The following is a 20,258-nucleotide window of genomic DNA, read 5'->3' as shown; positions in this document are numbered from 1 at the left end:
GCCTCACCGGTAGGCGGGCGCCACAAGCGGCCACGGGTCCGCCTCCTCCAGCCGGGCCGCCAGCGCCAGGAGCGTCTCCTCCTGGCCCGTCCGGGCGCCGAGCATGACGCCGAAGGGCAGCTCGACCGGCCCGGCACCGTCGTCGACGACCTCGCGGTGGAGCGGCACCGAGATCGCGGGCGCGCCCGTGAGGTTCCAGCCGGACGTCCACGGCGTGAAGGCCTTCTGGGCGCGGAAGTCACCGGCCGGGTCGCCGTCGTCGCGCATCCACCCCACCCGCCCGGGCGGCTGCGCCAGCGTCGGGCTGAGGATGACGTCGAGGCCGGACCACGCCAGGGCCGTCTGGCGGGCCAGCCGCTGCGCGTCCGCCACCGCCTGCGCGTAGCCCACCCCGCTCACCGCCCGGCCGAGCTCGCGCAGCCACCGCGTGAGCGGCACGAGGAGCTCCTCGCGGTCCTCCGGGACGGGCGCGGACAGCGTCCCCACCGCCCACAGCGGCATGAAGGCCTCCCACTGCTCGGGAGAGAACGGCACCGGGGCCGGGGCGAGATGGTGCCCCATCCCCTCCAGCAGCCGGGCCGCCCGCTCGACGGCGGCCCGGGCGCCGGGATGGACGGGCGCGTCGGCCACGTTCACCGGCTCGGTCAGCACGCCCACTCGCAGGGGCGGCAGGTCGCCGGCGCAGGCGTCGAGGAACGTCGTGCGCGGGCCGGGCAGTACGTAGTGGTCCCCGGGCCACGGCTGCGCGAGGACGTCGAGGAAGGCGGCGGTGTCCCGCACCGTCCGGGTGAGCACGCCCTCGGTGCCGAGCCCCGGCCCGTCCACCCCGTATGGACCGCGGGAGATGCGCCCGCGGGTCACCTTGAGCCCCACCAGCCCGGTGGCCGCGGCGGGGATGCGCAGCGAGCCGCCGCCGTCGCTGCCGTGCGCGGCCGGGACGATGCCGGCGGCGACGGCGGCCGCCGCGCCTCCGCTCGACCCTCCCGCTGTGCGGGTGGTGTCCCAAGGGTTGCGGGCGGGCGCCGCCACGTCTGGCTCGGTGTATGGCGGCAGCCCGAGCTCCGGCACGGTCGTCTTGCCGACCATGAGCGTGCCGGCGGCCCGGAGCAGGGTGACGACGCCGTCGTCGGCTGGTGCGACCTCTCCCGCGTAGGCCGCCGAGCCGCGCTCGAACGGCAGCCCGGCAACCATCGTCAGGTCCTTGATCGGCACGGGGACGCCCAGCAACGGGGGGAGGGCGTCGCCGCCGCGGGCGGGCCCGACGGCGGCGAGCTGCTCCTCCGCCTCCGCCGCCTGCGCCAGCGCGCGGTCCGCTGCGAGGTGCACGAACGCGCCCACCTGGGGTCCCACCCGCTGCGCGCGCGCCGTCGTGTGCTCCACGACCTCGGTGGGCGAGACGTCCCCGGCCCGCACGGCCGCGGCGAGGTCCAGTGCGGACAGCTCGTGGATCTCGGTCATGACCCGAGGCTAGACCGGCCCGGCGACGACGGGCCCTGCACCGTGCACGCCGTCGGGCCGGGGGCCTCGCGACGGGCACCGTCGTCATCACGCGCCCGCGGGCTGCGGTTGCGGGCGGTCGGGGGCGGGGCGATGGTCGAGGTGGTTGTGCCACCCGGGCGCGGCCGGCTGACAAGGAGCTGGGACATGGGCATCGGCGACAAGGCCAAGGACTTCCTGAGCACCGACAAGGGCGAGCAGAAGAGCGACGACGCCCTCGAGAAGGGCTCGGACTTCGTCAGCGACAAAACGGGCGGCAAGTACGACGAGCGCCTCGACAAGGGCGTGGACGCCGCGGACGACCGCATCGGCACCACGGGTGACACCACGGAGGAGACCGGTCGGTAGCGCCATACGTGCGGGCGCCGGCCGACGGCCGGCGCCCGCACGCACGGCCACCTTGCGGCCCCTCTCCCACCGGCCGACACTCTGGGTGAGTCAACGACGACGCGATCGAAAGAGGACGCCATGAGCGGAGCCACGAGCAGCGACCAGCCGCGGGAGCCCCTCGACCGGGACAGCGGGCCCGCCTACGGCGGGAACCCGACCGCGGGGGGGCCCGACGACGACGCGGGCCGCTACGACGAGGGTCAGGCGACGGAGGAGACCGTGGACGCCGAGGAGGAGGTCCACGGCCGCTTCGACGAGGGCCAGGCCAGCGACGTCACGCTCGACGCCGAGGAGGAGGTCCACGGCCGCTTCGACGAGGGCCAGGCCAGCGACGTCACGCTGGACGTCGAGGAGGGCGTCGAGGGCCGGTTCGACGAGGGGCAGGCCGAGGGCCCCGACACCACGACGTACCGCGAGCCCTGAGCCGGGCAAGCACCGACAGAGGAGCGGCCGGACCGGAAGGTCCGGCCGCTCCCCTGTCCCCGCACCGCCCCGGTGGCCTACATGTGCCCCGACCACACCGCCAGCCGTCCGGTTATGGGCTTGACGGACATCGACATGCCTTCCGGGTCTGTCCACTATGCAACCTGAATCACCTCTCAGGTTGGGAGGTGGACCACCAAGGAAGGCTGGTCTCATGCGAGCCACGAAGAAGTCACTCGCAATGACACTCGGCGTTGCCACGATGCTGGCCGTCGCCGCGTGCGCCCCCTCCACCGGAGGCGGCAGCGAGAACGGATCCACCACGGAGAGCCAGAACGCCTCCGAGCACGCACCCAGCGGTGAGCCCATCAACGTCGGCATCATCACCTCGACGACCGGCCCGCTGGCCGCGTACGGCGAGACGTTCATCGACGGGTTCGAGGCTGGCCTGGACTACGCCACGGACGGCACCGGTGAGGTGAACGGCGGCGAGCTCAACGTCACCTTCGAGGACGACGGCGGCGACACCGACCGCGCCGTGACCATCGCCCGTGACCTCATCGGCCAGGGCTACAAGGTCCTCGGCGGCACCGCCTCCTCCGGGATCGCGCTGTCGCTGGCGGAGCAGGCCGAGCAGAACCAGGTCCTGTACATCTCCGGGCCGGCCGCCACCGACGCCATCACCGGCATCAACGACTACACGTTCCGCTCCGGGCGCCAGTCGCTGCAGGACGTCGCCACCGCCGGCAGCTTCGTCGACGTGGCGGGCCAGCAGGTCCTGGTCTTCGCCCAGGACAACGCCTTCGGGCAGGGCAACCTCGCGGCCGTCGAGGCGGTCCTCGGCGCCAAGGGCGCCGAGGTGACCTCGGTAATGGTGCCCGAGGACGTCACCGAGTTCACGCCGTTCGCCGCGCAGGTCCTCGACGCCGCCCCGACGATGGTCTTCGTCGCGTGGGCGGGCGCCACTTCCGGCGCCATGTGGCAGGCGCTTGACCAGCAGGGCGTCCTCGACGACATCACCGTCGTCACCGGCCTCGGCGACACCTCCACGTACAACGCCTACGGCGCGGCCTCCGAGAAGATCGACTTCCTCAACCACTACTTCCCCGGCGCCACCGGCAACGAGATCAACCAGGCGATGATCGAGCACGTCGAGGCCGCCGGCGGCACGCCCGACCTGTTCACGCCCGACGGATTCGTCGCCGCGCAGATGATCGTGCGCGCCATCGAGGAGGCCGGGGGCGCCGAGGACGTCGACGCGATGATCTCGGCGCTCGAGGGCTGGGAGTTCGACGGCCCCAAGGGCAGCTACACCATCCGCGAGAGCGACCACGCCCTGATCCAGCCGATGTTCCAGGCCAAGCTCGTCTCCGACGGCAGCGGCGGCTGGGTGCCCGAACTCGTCTCCGAGGCGGCACCCGAGGACGTCGCCCCGCCGGAGGCCGGCTGACTTACCGGCGCCGGGCCGGCTCATGAGCCAGGACCCGCCACGCCCGGAGAGCCCGGCCCTGCGCCAGGCTCGCCGACGCCCGGATCGTGGGCGCCGACGGCCCACCCTCCCCGTGCCCGTCGGCGCCCGAGGCACCGCCCCGCACCACCGAGAGGACACCATGCCCACCAGCCCTGCCGCGCTCACCGTCGAGAACCTGGGGTTCCAGGTCGGCGGCGCGACGATCCTCCACGACGTCGAGCTCAAGGTGGCGCCCGGGGAGATGATCGGCGTGATCGGGCCCAACGGGGCCGGCAAGACCACGTTGTTCAACATGATCTCCGGCATCCACGCCCCCACGACGGGCAGGGTGCTCCTCGAGGGCAACGACATCACGCACGAGCCGGTGCACCGCCGCGCCAAGGCCGGCCTGGGCCGCACGTTCCAGACCTCGAACCTCTTCCCCGGGCTGAGCGCTCTGGAGAACGTCCGCCTGGCCGCGCAGCGCCGGCTCGGCGGAAACCTCTCGGTCCTGAAGTTCCCCCGCCGGGGCGACGACGCCTCCACCCTCGCCGCCGGTCACCTCGCCGAGGTCGGGCTCACCGACCTCGCCGACGCCCCGGCGGGCGGGCTGTCCCACGGCGACAAGCGCAAGCTCGAGATCGCCGTCCTGCTCGCCATGGACCCCAAGGTGATCCTGCTGGACGAGCCCATGGCCGGCGTCGCCCGCGCCGACGTGCCGGGTCTGACCGAGGTCATCCGCCGCCTGCACCGCGACCACGCCTGCACCGTGCTGATGGTCGAGCACCACATCGACGTCGTCCTCGGCCTGGTCGAGCGCGTCGCGGTGCTGCACCAGGGCACCGTCCTGGCCCTGGACGAGCCGGGCGCCATCATGGCCGACCCGCTGGTGCAGAGCGCCTACCTGGGAGCCGCCGCATGAACGCCATCCTCGAGGTCGAGCACCTCTCCGCCGCGATCAACGGCCAGCAGGTCGTCGAGGACATCACCCTCACCGTCCCGGCCACCGGCGTCACCGCCGTCCTGGGCCGCAACGGGGTGGGCAAGACCTCCACGATCAAGGCCGTCCTCGGGCTCATCGCCCGCTCCGGGAAGGTCGTCTTCGACGGCAGGCGCATCGACAAGGAGGACACCCACCGCATCGTCCGGCGCGGCATCGGGTACGTGCCCGAGGACCGGGAGGTCTTCGGCTCGCTCACGGTGGCGGAGAACCTGCGCCTCGCGGAGCGGGACGCCCGCCCCCGCCGAGAGCTCGTCGAGCAGCTCTTCCCGGACCTGGTGAGGCGCTCCGGGCAGCGCGCCGGCACGCTCTCCGGCGGCCAGCAGCAGATGCTCTCCCTCGCCCGCGCGCTGCTCAACACCAACCGGCTGCTGCTCGTGGACGAGCCCACCAAGGGCCTGGCGCCCAAGATCGTCACGGAGGTCGCCGCGGCCCTCGAGGAGGCCGCCCGCACCGTGCCGGTCCTGCTGGTCGAGCAGAACCTGCCGGTCATCGAGCGCCTCGCCTCCGACGTCGTCGTCATCGACTCCGGCCGCGTGATCCACACCGGCAACGCCCGCGACCTGCTCGCCGACGCCGAGGCCGTCCAGCGCCTCCTGGGCGTCCACGCGGAGACCGCCGGCACGGTCGCCTCCGCGGCCGGCACCCCGGCGCACGCCGGCACCGCCGCAGACGCGGGCGGGGCCACCCACCCCGGCGGGACCGCCGCCGCACCTGCCCAGGAGGGCGCGAAGTGAGCACCATCGTCCTGCTGCTCGTCACCGGCCTGGGGCTCGGCGCCCTGTACTTCCTGGTCGCCTCCGGCCTGTCCCTCATCTACGGGCTGATGGGCGTGCTCAACTTCGCCCACGGCTCCTTCCTCACCCTCGGCGCGTTCGCCGGGTGGGAGGTCGCCCGGCGCATGTCGCCCACCTCCTGGTCCGGCTTCGTCCTCGCGATGCTCGTCGGCGCCGTGGCCGGCGCCGCCATCGCCGCGGTCACCGAGCTGCTGCTGATCCGCCCGCTGTACAACCGGCACATCGAGCAGGTGCTCGTCACCGTCGGGCTCGGGCTCGTCACCGTCGCCCTCTTCGAGGGCGTGTGGGGCACCGACGCCGTCTTCATCGCCGGCCCGGAGTGGCTGGACGCGACGACGTCGGTGCTGGGCGCACGGGTGCCCAACGACAGCTTCCTCACGGTGGTCATCGCCGTCGCCGTCCTCGCCGGCCTGGTGCTGTTCCTCAAGCGCACCCGCTACGGCCTGGTCATCCGCGCCGGCGTGGAGAACCGCTCGATGGTCACCGCGCTGGGCATCGACGTGCGCCGCTCCTTCACGCTGGTCTTCTCCATCGGCGGCGCCGCCGCCGGGCTGGGCGGGGTGCTGGCCTCCCAGTACTTCGGCTACGTCTCGGCGCACCTGGGCGCCACGCTGCTGATCTTCGCCTTCATCGTCACCGTCATCGGGGGCCTGGGCTCCCTCGGCGGCGCCGCGGTGGCGGCCGTGCTGGTGGCCGTGCCGCAGCAGCTCGCCAACTACTACTGGGGCGTCGGCGACCTCATCGCGGTCCTCGCCCTCGCCGTCGTCCTGCTGCTGCGACCCTCCGGGCTGATGGGAGCCAAGGCATGAGCACCTCCACGAAGGCTCCCGCGCCCACCCGGCGCCGCCCCGCCGGCACACGCGCCGGCTCCGACGGCCGCGGCCGCGGCGCGGTGGCCCCCTGGATCGGCGGCGTGGTCGCGATCGTCGTCCTCTTCAGCCTGCCGCTGCTGAACCTGCACGTCCCCGGCGTGCTGCCCGGGCCGACCTACACCCCCGGCGCCATGCACCTGATGGCGCTGTGCCTGCTCTTCGCCGCGCTCGCGCTGAGCTACCACCTGCTCTACGGGGTGGCCGGCATGCTGAGCTTCGGGCACGCCCTGTACTTCGCGGCCGGCGCGTACGGGGTGGGCATCCTCCTGGAGCGCACGGAGCTGTCCCTGCTGCCCGCCGCGGCGCTGGTGCTGGCCGGCGCGATCGTCCTCGCGCACGTCGTCGGGGCGATCTCGCTGCGGGTCAGCGGCGTCTCCTTCGCGATGGTCACCCTCGCCTTCGCCCAGGCCGGGAACGTGCTCGCGCGCCGCGACACCGGGGGCCTCACCGGCGGGGAGGAGGGCGTCTCGCTGCGCACGGACAACGTGCCCGACGCCCTGGTCGGGGTCCTCAACACCCGGAACATGTACTGGGTCGCCCTCGCCGTGCTGGTCCTCGTGTACGTCGTCGTGACGTGGGTGCAGCGCTCCCGCGCCGGGCACGTCGTCGAGGCCACCCGGGAGAACGAGATGCGGGTGCGGGTCATCGGCCAGCAGCCGTACCTCATCCGGCTGCTCACCTTCGTCATCGCCGCCGCGCTCGCCGCGGTCATCGGCATGGCGTACCTGGTGCTGCAGTCCCAGGCGGTCCCGCAGATCACCTCCGCCGACTTCACCATCACCGTGCTGGTCATGGTGGTCCTCGGCGGGGTGGGCTCGCGGTGGGGGGCGGTGGTGGGCGCCGTCGTCTACACCGTGCTCGACCAGCGCCTCAGCGCGTTCGCGTCCTCCGCGTTCGTCGACTCCCTGCCGGCCGTGCTGCGGGTGCCGCTGAGCGAGCCGCTGTTCATCCTCGGGACGCTGTTCATCCTCGTCGTGCTGTTCATGCCCGGCGGCATCGCCGGCGCCGTGCACCGGCTCCGCACCCGTGGCGCCGGGCCCGCGCCCCGCGCCGCGGGCGCCCGCCCCGAGAGCGCCGCCGCGGCCGACGAGCGCCGCCGGCTCGAGGAGCTGGCATGACGTCACCGCCCGACCGGCCCGGCTGGCACACGCTCGGGCGGTGGACCGCCGACCGCGCCCGGCTCGCGCCGGGCCGGGTCGCCATCGACGAGCGCGGCCGCGCCACCACCTACGCCGAGCTCGAGGAACGGGCGAGCGCGCTGGCGGGCCGCCTGGTGCGGGCGGGCTACGTCCGCGGCGACCGGATCGCCACGCTGAGCCGCAACGGCACCGACCACGTGGTGCTGTTCTTCGCCTGCGCGAAGGCCGGCCTGGTGCTCACGCCGCTCTCGTGGCGCCTGGCGCCCGAGGAGCTGGCCTACCAGCTGCGCCACGCCCGGCCCGCGCTGCTCCTCGTGCAGCCGCCGTTCGCCGACCTCGCCCGCGCCGGCCTGGCCGGCCTCGAGCTCGCCCCGGCGCTGGAGCTGCTCGGGCCCGACGGGGTGGAGCAGCACGTGCCCTACCCGGTGCGCACGGACCCCGCCCCCGCCGGGCCCGAGCGGTGCGTGGCCGACGACGACCCGCTGCTGCTCGTGTACACCTCGGGCACCGCGCGCGCCCCGAAGGGGGTGCTGCTCAGCCACGCCAACTGCTTCTGGACGAACCTGTCCCTCGCCGGCGCCTCCGCGATGACCGCGGACGACGTGGTGCTCGCCGTGCTCCCCCAGTTCCACGTGGGCGGCTGGAACATCCAGCCCCTGCTGGCCTGGCAGACGGGCGCCACCGTGATCCTCGAGCCGGAGTTCGACGCCGGCCGGACCCTCGAGCTCATCGCCGGCTCGGGTGTGACCACCATGATGGGCGTCCCCACCACCTACCAGGTGCTCGCCGAGCATCCCGGCTTCGCCACCGCGGACCTGGCGCGCCTGACGCATGCCCTCGTCGGCGGCGCGCCGATGCCCGAGCCGCTGCTGGACGCCTGGCACGCCCGCGGCGTACGGGTCACCCAGGGCTACGGCCTGACCGAGGCCGCGCCCAACGTGCTGCTGCTGCCCGCGGCGGACGCGCCCGACCACGTCGGCTCGGTCGGCAAGCCGTACCCGCATCTCGACGTCGCCGTCGCCGACCCGACCACCGGGGAGCACCTGCACGGCCCGGCCCGCGGCGAGCTGCTCGTGCGCGGCCCGGCGGTCTTCGCCGGGTACTTCCGCGACCCGGACGCGACCGCCGCGGTCTTCGCCGACGGGTGGCTGCGGACGGGCGACCTCGTCGAGCGCGACGCCGACGGCTTCTTCCGGGTCGTGGACCGGCTGGGCGACATGTACATCTCCGGCGGCGAGAACATCTCCCCCGCCGAGGTGGAGGCCGCGCTGACCACGCACCCGGGCGTGCTTGAGGCCGCCGTGGTGGGGGTGCCGGACCGGCGCTGGGGCGAGGTCGGGCACGCGTACGTGGTCCCCGCCCCGGGCGCGTCCCTGACCGCCGAGGAGCTGCTCGCGCACAGCCGGACGCGGCTGGCGGCGTTCAAGGCGCCGCGGACCGTGACGTTCGTGGACCGGCTGCCCCGCACGGCGCTGCACAAGCTGCGCCGCGCCGCGCTGCCGCGCCCCGACGCGTCCAGCGCGCCGTCCGTCCCGTCCCCGCCCGAGGCGCCGCTGCTGCGGGTGGTGGGCGCCGCGGACGGCGAGGACGACGACGCCCTCGGCCGGGAGGCGCGGCTGTGAGCGCCCCGCCCCGCACCGAGCGCGGCACCCGCACGCGCCGCAGGATCCTCGACGTCGCCGCCACGGTCTTCGCCGAGCGCGGCTACCACGACGCCTCCATCGTCAAGATCACCGAGGCCGCGCAGGTGGCGCAGGGCACCTTCTACCTCTACTACTCCTCCAAGCAGGAGGTGTTCGAGGAGGTCGTGCGCGACCTGAACTCCCGGGTGCGGCAGGCCATGTTCGCCGCCTCCAGCGCCCAGCCGGACCGGCTGGCCGCCGAACGGGCCGGGTTTCGCGCGTACTTCCGGTTCACCGCGCAGCACCCCGAGCTGTACCGGATCATGCGGCAGGCGGAGTCCGTGGCGCCGCACGTGCTGCGCGAGCACTACGACCGCATCGCCGCCGGGTACGTCGCGGGCCTGCGCGCCGCCCAGGCCCGCGGCGAGCTCGACGAGGCGGTCGACCCGGAGATCGCCGCCTGGGCTCTGATGGGCATCGGCGAGCTGGTCGGCCTGCGCTGGGTGCTGTGGGAGCGCCAGGACCGCGCCGGCCCGTCCCCGGCGGACGGCGTGCCCGCCGGGCCGCCCACGGACGGCGTCCCGGCCCGCGTCTTCGAAGCCACCCTGCGCCTCGTCGAGCGCGCCCTGACCCCGGGAGGACCGCACCGATGACCAGCACACCACTGACCGGGCGCCGCGCCGTCGTCACCGGAGGCGGCGCCGGCATCGGCGCCGCCTGCGCGCGGGCGCTGGCCACCCAGGGCGCCCACGTCGTCGTCGCCGACCGGGACGAGCCGGCCGCCGCCGCCGTGGCGGCGGAGGTGGGCGGCGAGGCGTGGGCCGTCGACCTGGACGACACCGAGGCGCTGGACGACCTGACCCTGGAGGCCGACGTCCTCGTCAACAACGCCGGGATCCAGGTGGTGCGCCCCATCGAGGAGTTCGAGCCGGCAGACTTCCGCCGCATCCAGCGCATCATGGTCGAGGCCCCGTTCCTGCTGGTCCGCGCGTGCCTGCCGCACATGTACGCCCGCGGCTGGGGCCGGGTCGTCAACATCTCCTCGGTGCACGGGCTGGTCGCCTCCCCGTACAAGTCGGCCTACGTCGCGGCCAAGCACGCCCTGGAGGGGCTGAGCAAGGTCACCGCGCTGGAGGGCGCCGCCCGGGGGGTCACGAGCAACTGCATCAATCCCGCGTACGTGCGCACGGCCCTGGTGGAGCGGCAGATCGCCGACCAGGCCAGGGTGCACGGCATCGCGGAGGAGGAGGTCCTCGAGAAGGTCCTGCTCACCGAGCAGTCGATCAAGCGGCTGGTCGAGCCCGAGGAGGTGGCCGACCTCGTGGTGTGGCTGACCGGCCCCCGCTCGGCCATGGCGACCGGAAGCTCCTACACCCTGGACGGGGGATGGCACGCCCGATGAGCACGCACACCTACACCGAGATCGAGACGCCGGTCGACGGCGGCACGCTGCACGCCGGCGTCTGGGAGCCCGCCGGGGCGCCCGCGGCCGCCCCGACCGTCGTCGCGATCCACGGCATCACCGCGACGCACCGCGCCTGGGCCTGGCTGGTCCCCGAGCTGCCCGGCGTGCGGGTGGTCGCGCCCGACCTGCGGGGGCGGGGGCGGTCCAACGCCCTGCCGGGGCCCTACGGCATGGCCCGCCACGCCGACGACGTCGCCGCCCTGGCCGCGGCCGTCGGCGCCCGCGATGTGGTCGTCGCCGGCCACTCCATGGGCGGGTTCGTCGCCGTCGTCCTCGCCCACCGGCATCCCGCCCTGGTCCGGGCCCTCGTCCTCGTCGACGGCGGCCTGCCGCTGTCCCTGCCCGCCGGGCTGGACGCCGACGCGGCGATGGCCGCCGTGCTCGGCCCCGCGGCCGAGCGGCTCGCCATGACGTTCCCCGACCCCGGCGCCTACCGGAGCTTCTGGCAGCGCCACCCCGCCTTCACCGCCTGGGGCGAGGACGTCGGCGAGTACTTCGACTACGACCTCGAGCCCGTCGACGGCGTGTTCCGCTCCTCCGCCCGGCTCGAGGCGATGACCGGCGACCAGCGCGAGCTGTTCACCGGCGAGTCGCTGCTGCCGGCGCTGGACGCGCTGGCGGTGCCGACGACCTTCCTGCGGGCCCCGTACGGCCTGCTGGCCGGCGACCCGCTGTACGCCCCGGCGGACGTGACGGCGTGGGCGGAGCGGCTGCCCTCGCTGCGGTGGCACGAGGTGCCGGAGGTCAACCACTACACGGTCGTGATGAGCCCGGAGGGCGCCGCCGCGGTGGCGCGCGAGCTCACGGCCGCGCTCGAGGACGACGCCCCTCCAGAGGCGGCGGCACCACGCCCGGCGGGGGTCCGGGCACGACAGGACTGAGGGTACCAGACGGCGCACCGCACCGTGCGCCGGGACCGACGAAGGGACGGCAGATGAACGGATCGGACGACGGCCTGCGCGGCGGCGCGGGCACCGTGAGCACGGGGCTGGACAAGGTGGTGGGCTCGGCGGCGGAGGCGGTCGCCGACGTGTTCGAGGGGGCGTCGCTGGCGGTGGGCGGGTTCGGCCTGTCCGGGAACCCGGTGGCCCTCATCGAGGCCCTGCTCGCCCAGGGCACCGGGGGGCTGCGGGTGGTGTCGAACAACTGCGGCGTGGACGACTGGGGCCTCGGCGTGCTGCTCGGGGCCGGCCGGATCGCCAAGATGACCGCCTCGTACGTGGGGGAGAACAAGGAGTTCGAGCGGCAGTTCCTCTCCGGCGAGCTCGAGGTCGAGCTGACCCCGCAGGGCACGCTGGCGGAGAAGCTGCGCGCCGGCGGGTCGGGGATCGCGGCGTTCTTCACCCCCACCGGGGTCGGCACCCAGGTCGCCGAGGGCGGGCTGCCGCGCCGGTACGACGGCGCGGGCGGGGTCGCGGTGGCCTCGCCGGTCAAGGAGGTGCGCACCTTCACGGTGGGCGGGGCGGAGCGGGAGTTCGTCCTGGAGGAGGCGATCACCACCGACTTCGCCCTGGTCCACGCGGCGCGGGGGGACCGGCACGGGAACCTGGTGTTCAACAAGGCGGCCCGGAACTTCTCGCCGCTGGCGGCGATGGCCGGGCGGGTGTGCATCGCCCAGGTCGAGGAGCTCGTCGAACCCGGTGAGCTGGACCCCGACGAGGTCCACCTGCCGGGCATCTACGTCCACCGCGTCGTGGCGGTGGGCACCGGCGTCGAGAAGCGCATCGAGAAGCGCACCGTCCGCCCGGCCGAGGAGGCCTGCGCGGGTTCCGACGGCGCGGGGGGCGCCGGCTCCGACGGCGCGGTGGGCGCCGCGGCGACAGGCAAGGAGGCCTGAGATGGCCAACGACGAAGGAGTTCTCCCATGGCACTGACCCGTCAGCAGATGGCCGCCCGGGCGGCCCAGGAGCTGACCGACGGCTCCTACGTGAACCTGGGCATCGGGCTGCCCACGCTGGTGCCCAACTACGTGCCCCAGGGCCGCCAGGTGGTGCTGCAGTCGGAGAACGGCATCCTGGGCGTGGGCCCGTACCCGACCGAGGACGCCGTGGACCCGGACCTGATCAACGCCGGCAAGGAGACGGTCACGGCCCTGCCGGGGGCGGCGTTCTTCGACTCCGCCCTGTCCTTCGGGATGATCCGCGGCGGGAAGATCGACGTGGCGATCCTGGGCGGCATGCAGGTCTCCGAGCGCGGGGACCTGGCCAACTGGATGATCCCGGGCAAGATGGTCAAGGGCCCGGGCGGGGCGATGGACCTCGTTCACGGCGCCGGGAAGGTCATCGTGCTGATGGAGCACAACGCCAAGGACGGCTCGGCGAAGATCGTGCGGGAGTGCTCGCTGCCGCTGACCGGCCGGGGCGTGGTCGACCGGATCATCACCGACATCGCCGTCATCGACGTCACCGGCGCCGGGCTGGTGCTCACCGAGGTCGCCCCCGGCGTCAACGTGGACGAGGTCCGCGCCCGCACCGGGGCCGACCTGGCCGTCGCCGAGGAGCTCGCCGCCGTGGAGGTGCGGGCATGAACGCCAACCAGAACGGCTTCGCGCCCACCGACGTGGTGATCGTGGGCGCCGCCCGCACCCCGCAGGGCCGGCTGCGCGGGCAGCTCGCCCCGTTCGCCGCCACCGAGCTGGGCACGGCCGCCATCGCCGGTGCCCTGGAGCGCGGCGGGGTCGACCCGGGCGCGGTGGACGCGGTGATCATCGGCCAGGTGCTGCAGGCCGGGGCCGGGCAGAACCCCGCCCGGCAGGCCGCCATCGGCGCCGGGATCGGCTGGCACGCCCACACCACCACGGTCAACAAGGTGTGCCTGTCCGGCCTGACCGCGGTGATCGACGCCGCCCGGCTGCTGCGCGCCGGTGAGGCGGGCGTCGTCGTCGCCGGCGGGATGGAGTCGATGACCAACGCCCCGCACCTGCTGCCCGGCTCGCGCGCCGGGTGGGCGTACGGGTCGGTGGAGGTTGTCGACCACACCGCCCACGACGGGCTGACCGACGCCTTCTCCCGCGAGGCCATGGGCGCCTCGACCGAGCGGTACACCACCGAGCGCTACCCGCTCACCCGCGAGGTCCAGGACGCCGTCGCGGTCCGCTCCCACCGGGGCGCAGCGAAGGCGTGGGCCGACGGCGTCTTCGCCGCCGAGGTCGTCCCGCTCACGGTGACCACCCGCAGGGGCACCACCGAGGTCACAGAGGACGAGGGCATCCGGCCCGACACCACCCCGGAGACCCTCGCCAGGCTGCGGCCGGCGTTCACCGAGGGCGGGTCCATCACCGCCGGCAACGCCTCACCCATCTCCGACGGCGCGGCCGCGGTGGTCCTGACCACCCGCGAGCGCGCCGAGGCGGAGGGGTGGACGGTGATGGCCACCCTGCGCGCCCCCGGGCAGGTGGCCGGGCCGGACACCTCCCTGCACGCCCAGCCCGCCCGGGCCATCGAGCAGGCTCTCGCCCGGCAGGGCTGGGAGGCCGGCGAGCTGGACCTGGTGGAGATCAACGAGGCCTTCGGCGCCGTCGTCGCCCAGTCCATCACCGAGCTCGGCCTGGACGAGGCCAGGGTCAACCCGCACGGCGGCGGCATCGCCCTGGGCCACCCCATCGGCGCCTCCGGCGCCCGGCTCGTCGTGCGCGCCGCCCACCACCTCGCCGCCAACGGCGGCGGCAAGGCCGCCGTCGGCCTGTGCGGCGGCGGCGGCCAGGGCGAGGCCCTCCTCCTCGAGGCCTGACAGCCCGGGCGCGGCCCCTCGGAGCGATCCGAGGGGCCGCGCGCGGCGTCCCGCCCTACCGCTCCGCGGGGACCTCCTCGGGAGCGCCGGTCAGCGCGGCGGCGAGGATGTCGAGGAACCGCTCGGGCGCCTCCAGGTGCGGGCTGTGCCCGACCCCCTCGAGGACGACCTCGGTGTAGGTGCCGCCGTTGGCCGCGAAGCGGTCCAGGACGGAGCGCATCTGGGAGACCATCGGCTGTGCCGGGTAGACGTCCTCGCCCGGCCAGCCGGGCACCACGCCCAGTGCCCCGAGGTGGCCGAGGTCCAGCATCGAGGTGTCGGAGATGATCGCGTCGAGGTCCCCGCGCACCCAGGTCACCGGGCCCACCCCGGGGGCCTCGGCGAAGTCGCTCACGTCGAAGAACGCCGGCGAGATGGCGTTGTTCATGCCGGTGGCGCCCGGCGCGACGCCCGGCCAGTTCGGGCTGGGCACCGTGGTGCCCGGGTAGTGGTCGTCGCCGATGCGGGTGGACAGCACCGAGTCGAGCAGCAGGTCCTCGTCGTCACCGGCGAAGCCGGGGGCGACGTAGAACGCGCGAAAGACGTTGAGCGGCGAGTGCGGATGGTCGGTGCTGCGGTCCCCCGCCGCGACGGCCGCCGCGAAGTCGGGATTCGCCGTCCCTCCGCCGGAGCCGGCGTGGTCGTCCCAGACGGGCGCACCCTCGGGGCCGCGGGTGCCGCCGAAGCCGTACGGCGACATGGGCGCCTCGAGCACCACGGCGCCGACCCGCTCGGGATGGTCGATGGCCAGCTGCATGACGACGCCCGCGCCGGCGGAGTGGGCGACGAAGTCGGCCCGGTCGATCCCCAGGGCGACCATGAGGGCCAGCACGTCGTCGGCGAAGTCCCGCATCCCGTTGGTGGCGTCGATCGGCAGAGGCTCGGACTCGCCGAAGCCGCGCAGGTCCAGGGCGACCCCGCGGTAGCCGTCGGGCAGGCGCGCCAGCACCCGCTGGAAGAACGCCGACGACGAGCAGTTGCCGTGCACCAGGAGCACGGCGGGCTCGTCGGCCGTGGCGCGGCCCCATCCGGCGGCATCCGCCGCACTCGGCACCACGGCGCCGCGGCCGCCCGTGCCGGCTGCCTGCGTCGCGCCGCGCGGTGCGGTCGCGCGGACGTGCACCTGCCCGCGGTCCGTTGCGACGTCGAACTGGACAACATGGCGCGCCATGTCTTCCCTCCTGCCCTCGCGGCGGCGTCCTTGCCGCCTGTGGGCAGCACCCTAGGGGGACACGGGGAGGCTGGAGGGACGATTCGGACCGGTCCGCGGCGGGTCGCTCCGACGGCCGTGTGCCGTCAGGGGGCGCGGTCGTCCGCTGCCGGTAGCTCGGCGGTCACCACGATGGCGACCGCGAGCCTGCGACGCCGCTCCGGGGGCAGGTCCCTCATCAGGCCGAGCACCTCGGCGGAGAAAAGCGGGTACAGGGCGCACTCGTCGACGCCGAGTGGCTCCCGGTGGACGACGCGGACGGCACGGAAGCCAGCCCGGCTGAGCTTGTGGATCATGGCGGCCTCCGAGAGCGCACCGGCGAGGCAGCCGGCCCAGGCAGTGGGGTGGGTGGCGATCCGGGGCGGGAGATCGTCCTGCTCGACGGTGAGATCGGCGATGCACAGGCGCCCGCCGGGCCGCAGCACCCGGGCACATTCAGCCATGACCCGCGCCTTACGCGCGGACAGGTTCACGACGCCGTTGGAGATCACGAGGTCCACGCTGTCGTCCGCCAACGGGAGCGCCTCCATCTCCCCCTCCACGAGCCTGACGTTGGCCAGCCCGGCGGCCCGCACGGCCTCCTGGGTGCGCTCGAGCATCTCGGGGAGGAAGTCCAGGGCGATGACGAGCCCGTCCGGGCCGGTGCGCCGGGCGGCGAGGATGGTGTCGATGCCCGCACCGCAGCCGATGTCGAGCACCGTCTCGCCGGGCCGGATGTCTGCATGGCGCAGGTGGTTCGCCACCCCGAGCGAGCGGTTCACGGCCACCTCGGGTACCGCGGCCAGCTCGTCCGCAGCATAGAGCCGGCGCGCCACGGCCGCGGTGGAGGCCGGCACGTCGCGGTAGGCATCCCGGACCAGCCTCTTGACCTCTTCCATCTGCAGGAGGTCGCGCGTCATGCTCCCAGCTCCTCGATCGTGCGGCGCAGGCGCTCCATCACGCCGTCGGGGAGGTCCTCGACCGCGGAGCGCGCGAGCAGCCTCCTCAGCTCCTTGGCGAACTCCAGCTCCCCGCAGCACATGAGGCAGTGCGCCAGGTGCTCGTCCACCCCCGCGCGCTGCTCGACGTCGAGCGTGCCGTCGAGGTACTCCCACAGGCGTGCGACGGCCTGCGCGCAGCTCATCATGGTCGTCCCTCCCCCAGGAGCAGACCGCGCTCTTCGGCGTACTCCCACATCTGTCTCTCGAAGAGCCTGCGGGCCCGGTGCAGGCGCGAGAGCACCGTGCCGAGGGGCGCGTCCAGCATCTGCGCGACCTCCTTCACGAGGTACCCGTCCATGTACACCAGGACGAGGGGTGTCCGGTACCGCAGCGGGAGACGTCGCACGACCTCGCGGACGTCCTCCGCACCGAACTCCCGGAGGAAGTCCAGATGGAGCTCCTCGGAGTAAGGGAACGGATCCTCATAGGCGATCTGCTTGAAGAGCGAGAACTCCTCGACGCCGTCGACGTCCACCTCCGCCCGCCGCGCCCGCGCCCGCCCGACGTCGTGGCAGCAGTTCACGAGGATGCTCGTGAGCCATCCCGGGCCGGCGCGCGGGTCGTGCAGCTCGCCGAAGTGCTGGAACGCCTTGAGCAGGCACTCCTGTACCGCGTCCTCGGCGTCGGTCCCGACGAGCCGACGCGCAATCGAGAGCAGCCGGGGAAGCTGGGCGTGGGCAAGCACCCGGAATGCCTCCGCCAGCTCCGGCGGCGTCGTCGGTTGTTCTTCACCGACCCCGACGGCGGGGGACCCCGTGCCGGTCGCGACCCCGCGGGTCGCCGCGCCGGCGGCGCCCGCCGGCTCACGCCCCTCGGCACGGCCGGCACGGCCTCCCGCAGGGGTCTCGGGCACCCGGGGCCGGGCCGGACGCGCGGTCACGAGCGGGCTCCTGACGGGCTGCGTCGGGTCGCTCACGGTGGTCACACCCTTGAGACGTTGCGGGGCCTCGCGGTATTGCATGCCCCGTCGCGCAATACCACAGCATCCCCGTGTCGTCTTCAGGGTATGAGCACCACATCGGCCGGGCCCGCGCACGGGACTGTCGACACCGGTCTCCTCGAGACCATGGTCAAGGACCTGTACCGCAGCGTGGCCCGAGACCCTCAGGGCCCCTTCCACTTCCCCACGGGGCGGGCGCCGGCCGAGCTGCTCGGCTACGCCGCCGACGAGCTGGCAGAAATGCCCGCCGGCGCCGTCGCCTCCTTTGCGGGCGTCGGCTACTTCTTCGACCTCGCGGCTCTGGCACCCGGGGAGGTCGTGGTCGACCTCGGCTGCGGCTCCGGCATGGACGCGTTCTGTGCCGCCCGGCGGGTGGGGCCGGACGGGAAGGTCCTGGGCATCGACATGACCCCCGAGCAGCTGGACAACGCGCGCCGCCTCGCTGCGGCGGCCGGGATCGGCAACGTCGCGTTCCGGGAAGGCCGGATCGAGGACCTGCCCCTCGAGAACGAGACGGTCGACTGCCTCATCTCGAACGGCGTGATCAACCTCTGCCCGGACAAGTCTCGCGTGTTCCAGGAGGCGGCTCGGGTGCTGCGTCCCGGCGGCAGGCTGGCGTTGGCCGACATCGTCAGCGAGCGCCCGCTGAAGCAGGCGATCGTCTGCGACGTCACTCTCTGGGCCGCGTGCATCGGCGGCGCCGAGCAGTGGGACGACTACCGGGAGGCGATCGAGCGCGCCGGGCTCGTGGTCACCGCCACTCGCACGAATCCCTACGAGTTCCTGTCAGACCGCGCCAGAAGCGCAAGCGCCCGGTACGGCGTCCGCAGCATCTCCCTTCTTGCCATCAAGTTCCGTTGAGCCTCGTCCACCATCCATCGACAGGAGGCGATCCAGATGTCAACACTTGCGCACCGGCCGGAGCCGCTGCACGTGTCAACCACGGCGGCAACTCGTCTCGGCAGCGTCCTCATGGCCGTCGGCGGCCTCGCGTTCATCGGGTACGCGGGGATCTTCCTCGTCCGCAACTTCACCGACGCATTCCTCGAACTCGGTATCAGCCACACCGAGGTCGACGTCGGACGCGACGAGATCCGGGCGTTCAGCCAGGACCTGTACGAGTACGTGTCGCACCTGCACATCGCCGTCTCCGGCTTCATCGCCGCCACCGGGCTGGCAACCGCCGCGCTCGCGTGGTTCGGCGTCCGGCGCGGGCAGCGGTGGGCATACCTCGCCGCCGTGGCCGCGCCTGTCGTGGGGCTGGGCATCGCGCTTCCGGCGCACTATCCCTACGGCCTTGCCACCATCGGCCACCTGGGGCTGATCTACCTTGCCACCGCGGTGTTCCTCGTGGGAGCGGTCCTGGCGCTCGGGGTGCTGCGCGGCGACCATGGGGTCGAGGGCGAGCGACGCTGAGACTCGACCCGTGGGCAGGAAGGACGGCACCGTGCCGATCGAGCAGACGACGAGCATCTCAGCACGGACGGGCCTGCCAGGCAGGCCCGTCTACCTCGACCACAACGCCACCACCCCGGTCGACCCCCGGGTCCTGGACGCGCTGCTGCCCGTCCTGCGGGAGGGGTTCGGCAACCCCTCCAGCGACCACGCCTTCGGCGACCTCCCGCGCGCCGCCCTTGCGAAGGCCCGCCGCCAGGTCGCGGGGTTGCTGGGTGCCCGACCCGAGGAGGTGGTCTTCACGGGGAGCGGCTCGGAGGCGGACGCCCTCGCCATCCGCGGCGCCGCGCTGGCCGCCGTCGCCCGCGGGGTCGACCGGCCGCACGTCGTCACCCAGGTGACCGAGCACCCCGCCGTCCTGGCGGCGTGCCGAGCGCTGGAGGCGCACGGCGTCGAGACCACGTACCTGCCGGTGGACCGCCACGGACGGGTTGACCCCGCCGACGTCGAGGCCGCCATCACCGGGGAGACCGTGCTGGTCACGGTCATGCATGCCAACAACGAGACCGGGACGGTGCAGCCGATCCGGGAGATCGCGCGGGTGACGCACGCACGCGGCGTGCTGCTGCACTGCGACGCCGCGCAGAGCGCCGGCAAGCTGCCCGTGGACGTCGGCGAGCTCGGCGCCGACCTGCTCACCGTCGTCGGGCACAAGATGTACGCCCCCAAGGGCATCGCCGCGCTGTACGTGCGGGACGGCGTGCCGCTGGTCCCGCTCGTGGGCGGCGGCGGACAGGAACGGGGGCTGCGTGCAGGAACGGAGAACGTCGCGTTCGCCGTCGCGCTCGGGGCGGCCGCCGAGATCGCCGCCGCGGCCCTGGAGGACGGCGAGGCGGAGCGGCTCGCAGCCGTGCGGGACCTGCTGCACCGGCGGCTGGCCGAGCTGCTGCCGCGGCGCGTCCACCTGCACGGGCACCCCTCCGAGCGCCTGCCGAACACGCTGAACGTGCGGATCGACGGCGTCGCCGGGCACGAGGTGCTCGCCGCCGCGCCGTCGGTCGCCGCCTCCACCGGGTCGGCGTGCCACTCCGGCACCCACGAGCCCTCCCCGGTCCTGACCGCGATGGGCCTGGCGCCCGGGGACGCGCTCGGCGCCGTGCGCCTGTCGGTCGGCCGGTGGACGGGGCCGGAGGACGTCGAGCGCGCCGCCGCGGCGTTGGCGGCCGGCGTCCGCACGCTCGACGGCGCCCGCTGAGCGGCACCGGCCCGCCGCCTTACCCCGCCCCCCGGGCTTGCGCCGTGATGGGATA

The 20,258-nt window shown here is 74.1% G+C and carries 22 protein-coding genes; 17 read left to right on the top strand and 5 right to left on the bottom strand.

Annotated elements, in window-relative coordinates:
* Positions 1 to 3: 3 nt before the first annotated feature.
* Positions 4 to 1,458 (bottom strand): amidase, encoded by a 1,455-nt coding sequence (locus ACF0H8_RS03915; protein WP_395287684.1) that lies wholly within the window; start codon positions 1,456 to 1,458, stop codon positions 4 to 6.
* A gap of 186 nt (positions 1,459 to 1,644) precedes the next feature.
* Between ACF0H8_RS03915 and ACF0H8_RS03910 the strand changes: the two genes are divergently transcribed.
* The 14 genes from ACF0H8_RS03910 (at position 1,645) to ACF0H8_RS03845 (ending at position 14,384) form a co-directional block, all read left to right on the top strand.
* Positions 1,645 to 1,845 (top strand): antitoxin, encoded by a 201-nt coding sequence (locus tag ACF0H8_RS03910; protein ID WP_395287683.1) that lies wholly within the window; start codon positions 1,645 to 1,647, stop codon positions 1,843 to 1,845.
* A 120-nt stretch (positions 1,846 to 1,965) separates the two neighbouring features.
* Positions 1,966 to 2,310, top strand: coding sequence for a hypothetical protein (locus ACF0H8_RS03905; protein WP_395287682.1), 345 nt, complete (start codon positions 1,966 to 1,968; stop codon positions 2,308 to 2,310).
* Between the two features lie 214 nt (positions 2,311 to 2,524).
* Positions 2,525 to 3,760, top strand: coding sequence for a substrate-binding domain-containing protein (locus ACF0H8_RS03900; protein WP_395287681.1), 1,236 nt, complete (start codon positions 2,525 to 2,527; stop codon positions 3,758 to 3,760).
* Between the two features lie 160 nt (positions 3,761 to 3,920).
* A complete protein-coding gene (locus ACF0H8_RS03895) occupies positions 3,921 to 4,682 on the top strand; it encodes an ABC transporter ATP-binding protein (protein WP_395287680.1) in 762 nt (253 codons plus the stop codon).
* A complete protein-coding gene (locus ACF0H8_RS03890) occupies positions 4,679 to 5,497 on the top strand; it encodes an ABC transporter ATP-binding protein (RefSeq protein WP_395287679.1) in 819 nt (272 codons plus the stop codon). Before ACF0H8_RS03895 ends, ACF0H8_RS03890 begins: the two co-directional genes overlap by 4 nt.
* The gene (locus tag ACF0H8_RS03885) at positions 5,494 to 6,366 is read left to right on the top strand and encodes a branched-chain amino acid ABC transporter permease (RefSeq protein WP_395287678.1); all 873 of its coding nucleotides are present in this window, start codon (positions 5,494 to 5,496) and stop codon (positions 6,364 to 6,366) included. The genes ACF0H8_RS03890 and ACF0H8_RS03885 overlap by 4 nt, the downstream gene beginning before the upstream one ends.
* The gene (locus tag ACF0H8_RS03880) at positions 6,363 to 7,547 is read left to right on the top strand and encodes a branched-chain amino acid ABC transporter permease (protein WP_395287677.1); all 1,185 of its coding nucleotides are present in this window, start codon (positions 6,363 to 6,365) and stop codon (positions 7,545 to 7,547) included. Before ACF0H8_RS03885 ends, ACF0H8_RS03880 begins: the two co-directional genes overlap by 4 nt.
* Entirely contained in the window at positions 7,544 to 9,190 is a 1,647-nt protein-coding gene (locus ACF0H8_RS03875; RefSeq protein ID WP_395287676.1) for a class I adenylate-forming enzyme family protein, read from the top strand. Before ACF0H8_RS03880 ends, ACF0H8_RS03875 begins: the two co-directional genes overlap by 4 nt.
* Entirely contained in the window at positions 9,187 to 9,843 is a 657-nt protein-coding gene (locus ACF0H8_RS03870; RefSeq protein ID WP_395287675.1) for a TetR/AcrR family transcriptional regulator, read from the top strand. Before ACF0H8_RS03875 ends, ACF0H8_RS03870 begins: the two co-directional genes overlap by 4 nt.
* Positions 9,840 to 10,592, top strand: coding sequence for a 3-hydroxybutyrate dehydrogenase (locus ACF0H8_RS03865; RefSeq protein WP_395287674.1), 753 nt, complete (start codon positions 9,840 to 9,842; stop codon positions 10,590 to 10,592). The genes ACF0H8_RS03870 and ACF0H8_RS03865 overlap by 4 nt, the downstream gene beginning before the upstream one ends.
* The gene (locus ACF0H8_RS03860) at positions 10,589 to 11,536 is read left to right on the top strand and encodes an alpha/beta fold hydrolase (RefSeq protein ID WP_395287673.1); all 948 of its coding nucleotides are present in this window, start codon (positions 10,589 to 10,591) and stop codon (positions 11,534 to 11,536) included. Before ACF0H8_RS03865 ends, ACF0H8_RS03860 begins: the two co-directional genes overlap by 4 nt.
* A 53-nt stretch (positions 11,537 to 11,589) precedes the next feature.
* Complete coding sequence (locus tag ACF0H8_RS03855) at positions 11,590 to 12,492, top strand: CoA transferase subunit A (protein ID WP_395287672.1); 903 nt, start codon at positions 11,590 to 11,592, stop codon at positions 12,490 to 12,492.
* Positions 12,493 to 12,519: 27 nt separating this feature from the next.
* Entirely contained in the window at positions 12,520 to 13,182 is a 663-nt protein-coding gene (locus tag ACF0H8_RS03850) for a CoA transferase subunit B (RefSeq protein ID WP_395287671.1), read from the top strand.
* Entirely contained in the window at positions 13,179 to 14,384 is a 1,206-nt protein-coding gene (locus ACF0H8_RS03845; protein ID WP_395287670.1) for an acetyl-CoA C-acyltransferase, read from the top strand. Before ACF0H8_RS03850 ends, ACF0H8_RS03845 begins: the two co-directional genes overlap by 4 nt.
* A gap of 55 nt (positions 14,385 to 14,439) precedes the next feature.
* Here the strand turns inward: ACF0H8_RS03845 and ACF0H8_RS03840 are convergent, their stop codons facing one another.
* The 4 genes from ACF0H8_RS03840 to ACF0H8_RS03825 all read right to left on the bottom strand — a co-directional run bounded on the left by ACF0H8_RS03840 (position 14,440) and on the right by ACF0H8_RS03825 (position 17,493).
* A complete protein-coding gene (locus ACF0H8_RS03840; RefSeq protein WP_395287669.1) occupies positions 14,440 to 15,594 on the bottom strand; it encodes an alpha/beta hydrolase in 1,155 nt (384 codons plus the stop codon).
* 125 nt (positions 15,595 to 15,719) lie between these two features.
* The gene (locus tag ACF0H8_RS03835) at positions 15,720 to 16,532 is read right to left on the bottom strand and encodes a methyltransferase domain-containing protein (RefSeq protein ID WP_395287668.1); all 813 of its coding nucleotides are present in this window, start codon (positions 16,530 to 16,532) and stop codon (positions 15,720 to 15,722) included.
* Positions 16,529 to 16,756: an anti-sigma factor family protein gene (locus tag ACF0H8_RS03830; protein ID WP_395287667.1), complete on the bottom strand. Its 228-nt coding sequence runs from the start codon at positions 16,754 to 16,756 to the stop codon at positions 16,529 to 16,531. Before ACF0H8_RS03830 ends, ACF0H8_RS03835 begins: the two co-directional genes overlap by 4 nt.
* Positions 16,756 to 17,493, bottom strand: coding sequence for an RNA polymerase sigma factor (locus ACF0H8_RS03825; protein WP_395287666.1), 738 nt, complete (start codon positions 17,491 to 17,493; stop codon positions 16,756 to 16,758). The genes ACF0H8_RS03830 and ACF0H8_RS03825 overlap by 1 nt, the downstream gene beginning before the upstream one ends.
* A gap of 126 nt (positions 17,494 to 17,619) precedes the next feature.
* On the opposite strand from ACF0H8_RS03825, the gene ACF0H8_RS03820 reads away from it, so the two are divergent.
* From ACF0H8_RS03820 to ACF0H8_RS03810, 3 genes are read left to right on the top strand one after another with little or no spacing between them, the layout of a single operon-like run.
* A complete protein-coding gene (locus ACF0H8_RS03820) occupies positions 17,620 to 18,414 on the top strand; it encodes a methyltransferase domain-containing protein (RefSeq protein ID WP_395287665.1) in 795 nt (264 codons plus the stop codon).
* Between the two features lie 36 nt (positions 18,415 to 18,450).
* Positions 18,451 to 18,969 (top strand): hypothetical protein, encoded by a 519-nt coding sequence (locus ACF0H8_RS03815; RefSeq protein WP_395287664.1) that lies wholly within the window; start codon positions 18,451 to 18,453, stop codon positions 18,967 to 18,969.
* A 10-nt stretch (positions 18,970 to 18,979) separates the two neighbouring features.
* Positions 18,980 to 20,203: a cysteine desulfurase family protein gene (locus ACF0H8_RS03810; protein ID WP_395287663.1), complete on the top strand. Its 1,224-nt coding sequence runs from the start codon at positions 18,980 to 18,982 to the stop codon at positions 20,201 to 20,203.
* Positions 20,204 to 20,258 lie beyond the last annotated feature (55 nt).

This window comes from Georgenia sp. AZ-5 (genome assembly GCF_043952095.1).
Lineage (GTDB): Bacteria > Actinomycetota > Actinomycetes > Actinomycetales > Actinomycetaceae > Georgenia.
This window is presented reverse-complemented; position numbering and strand designations above follow the sequence as displayed.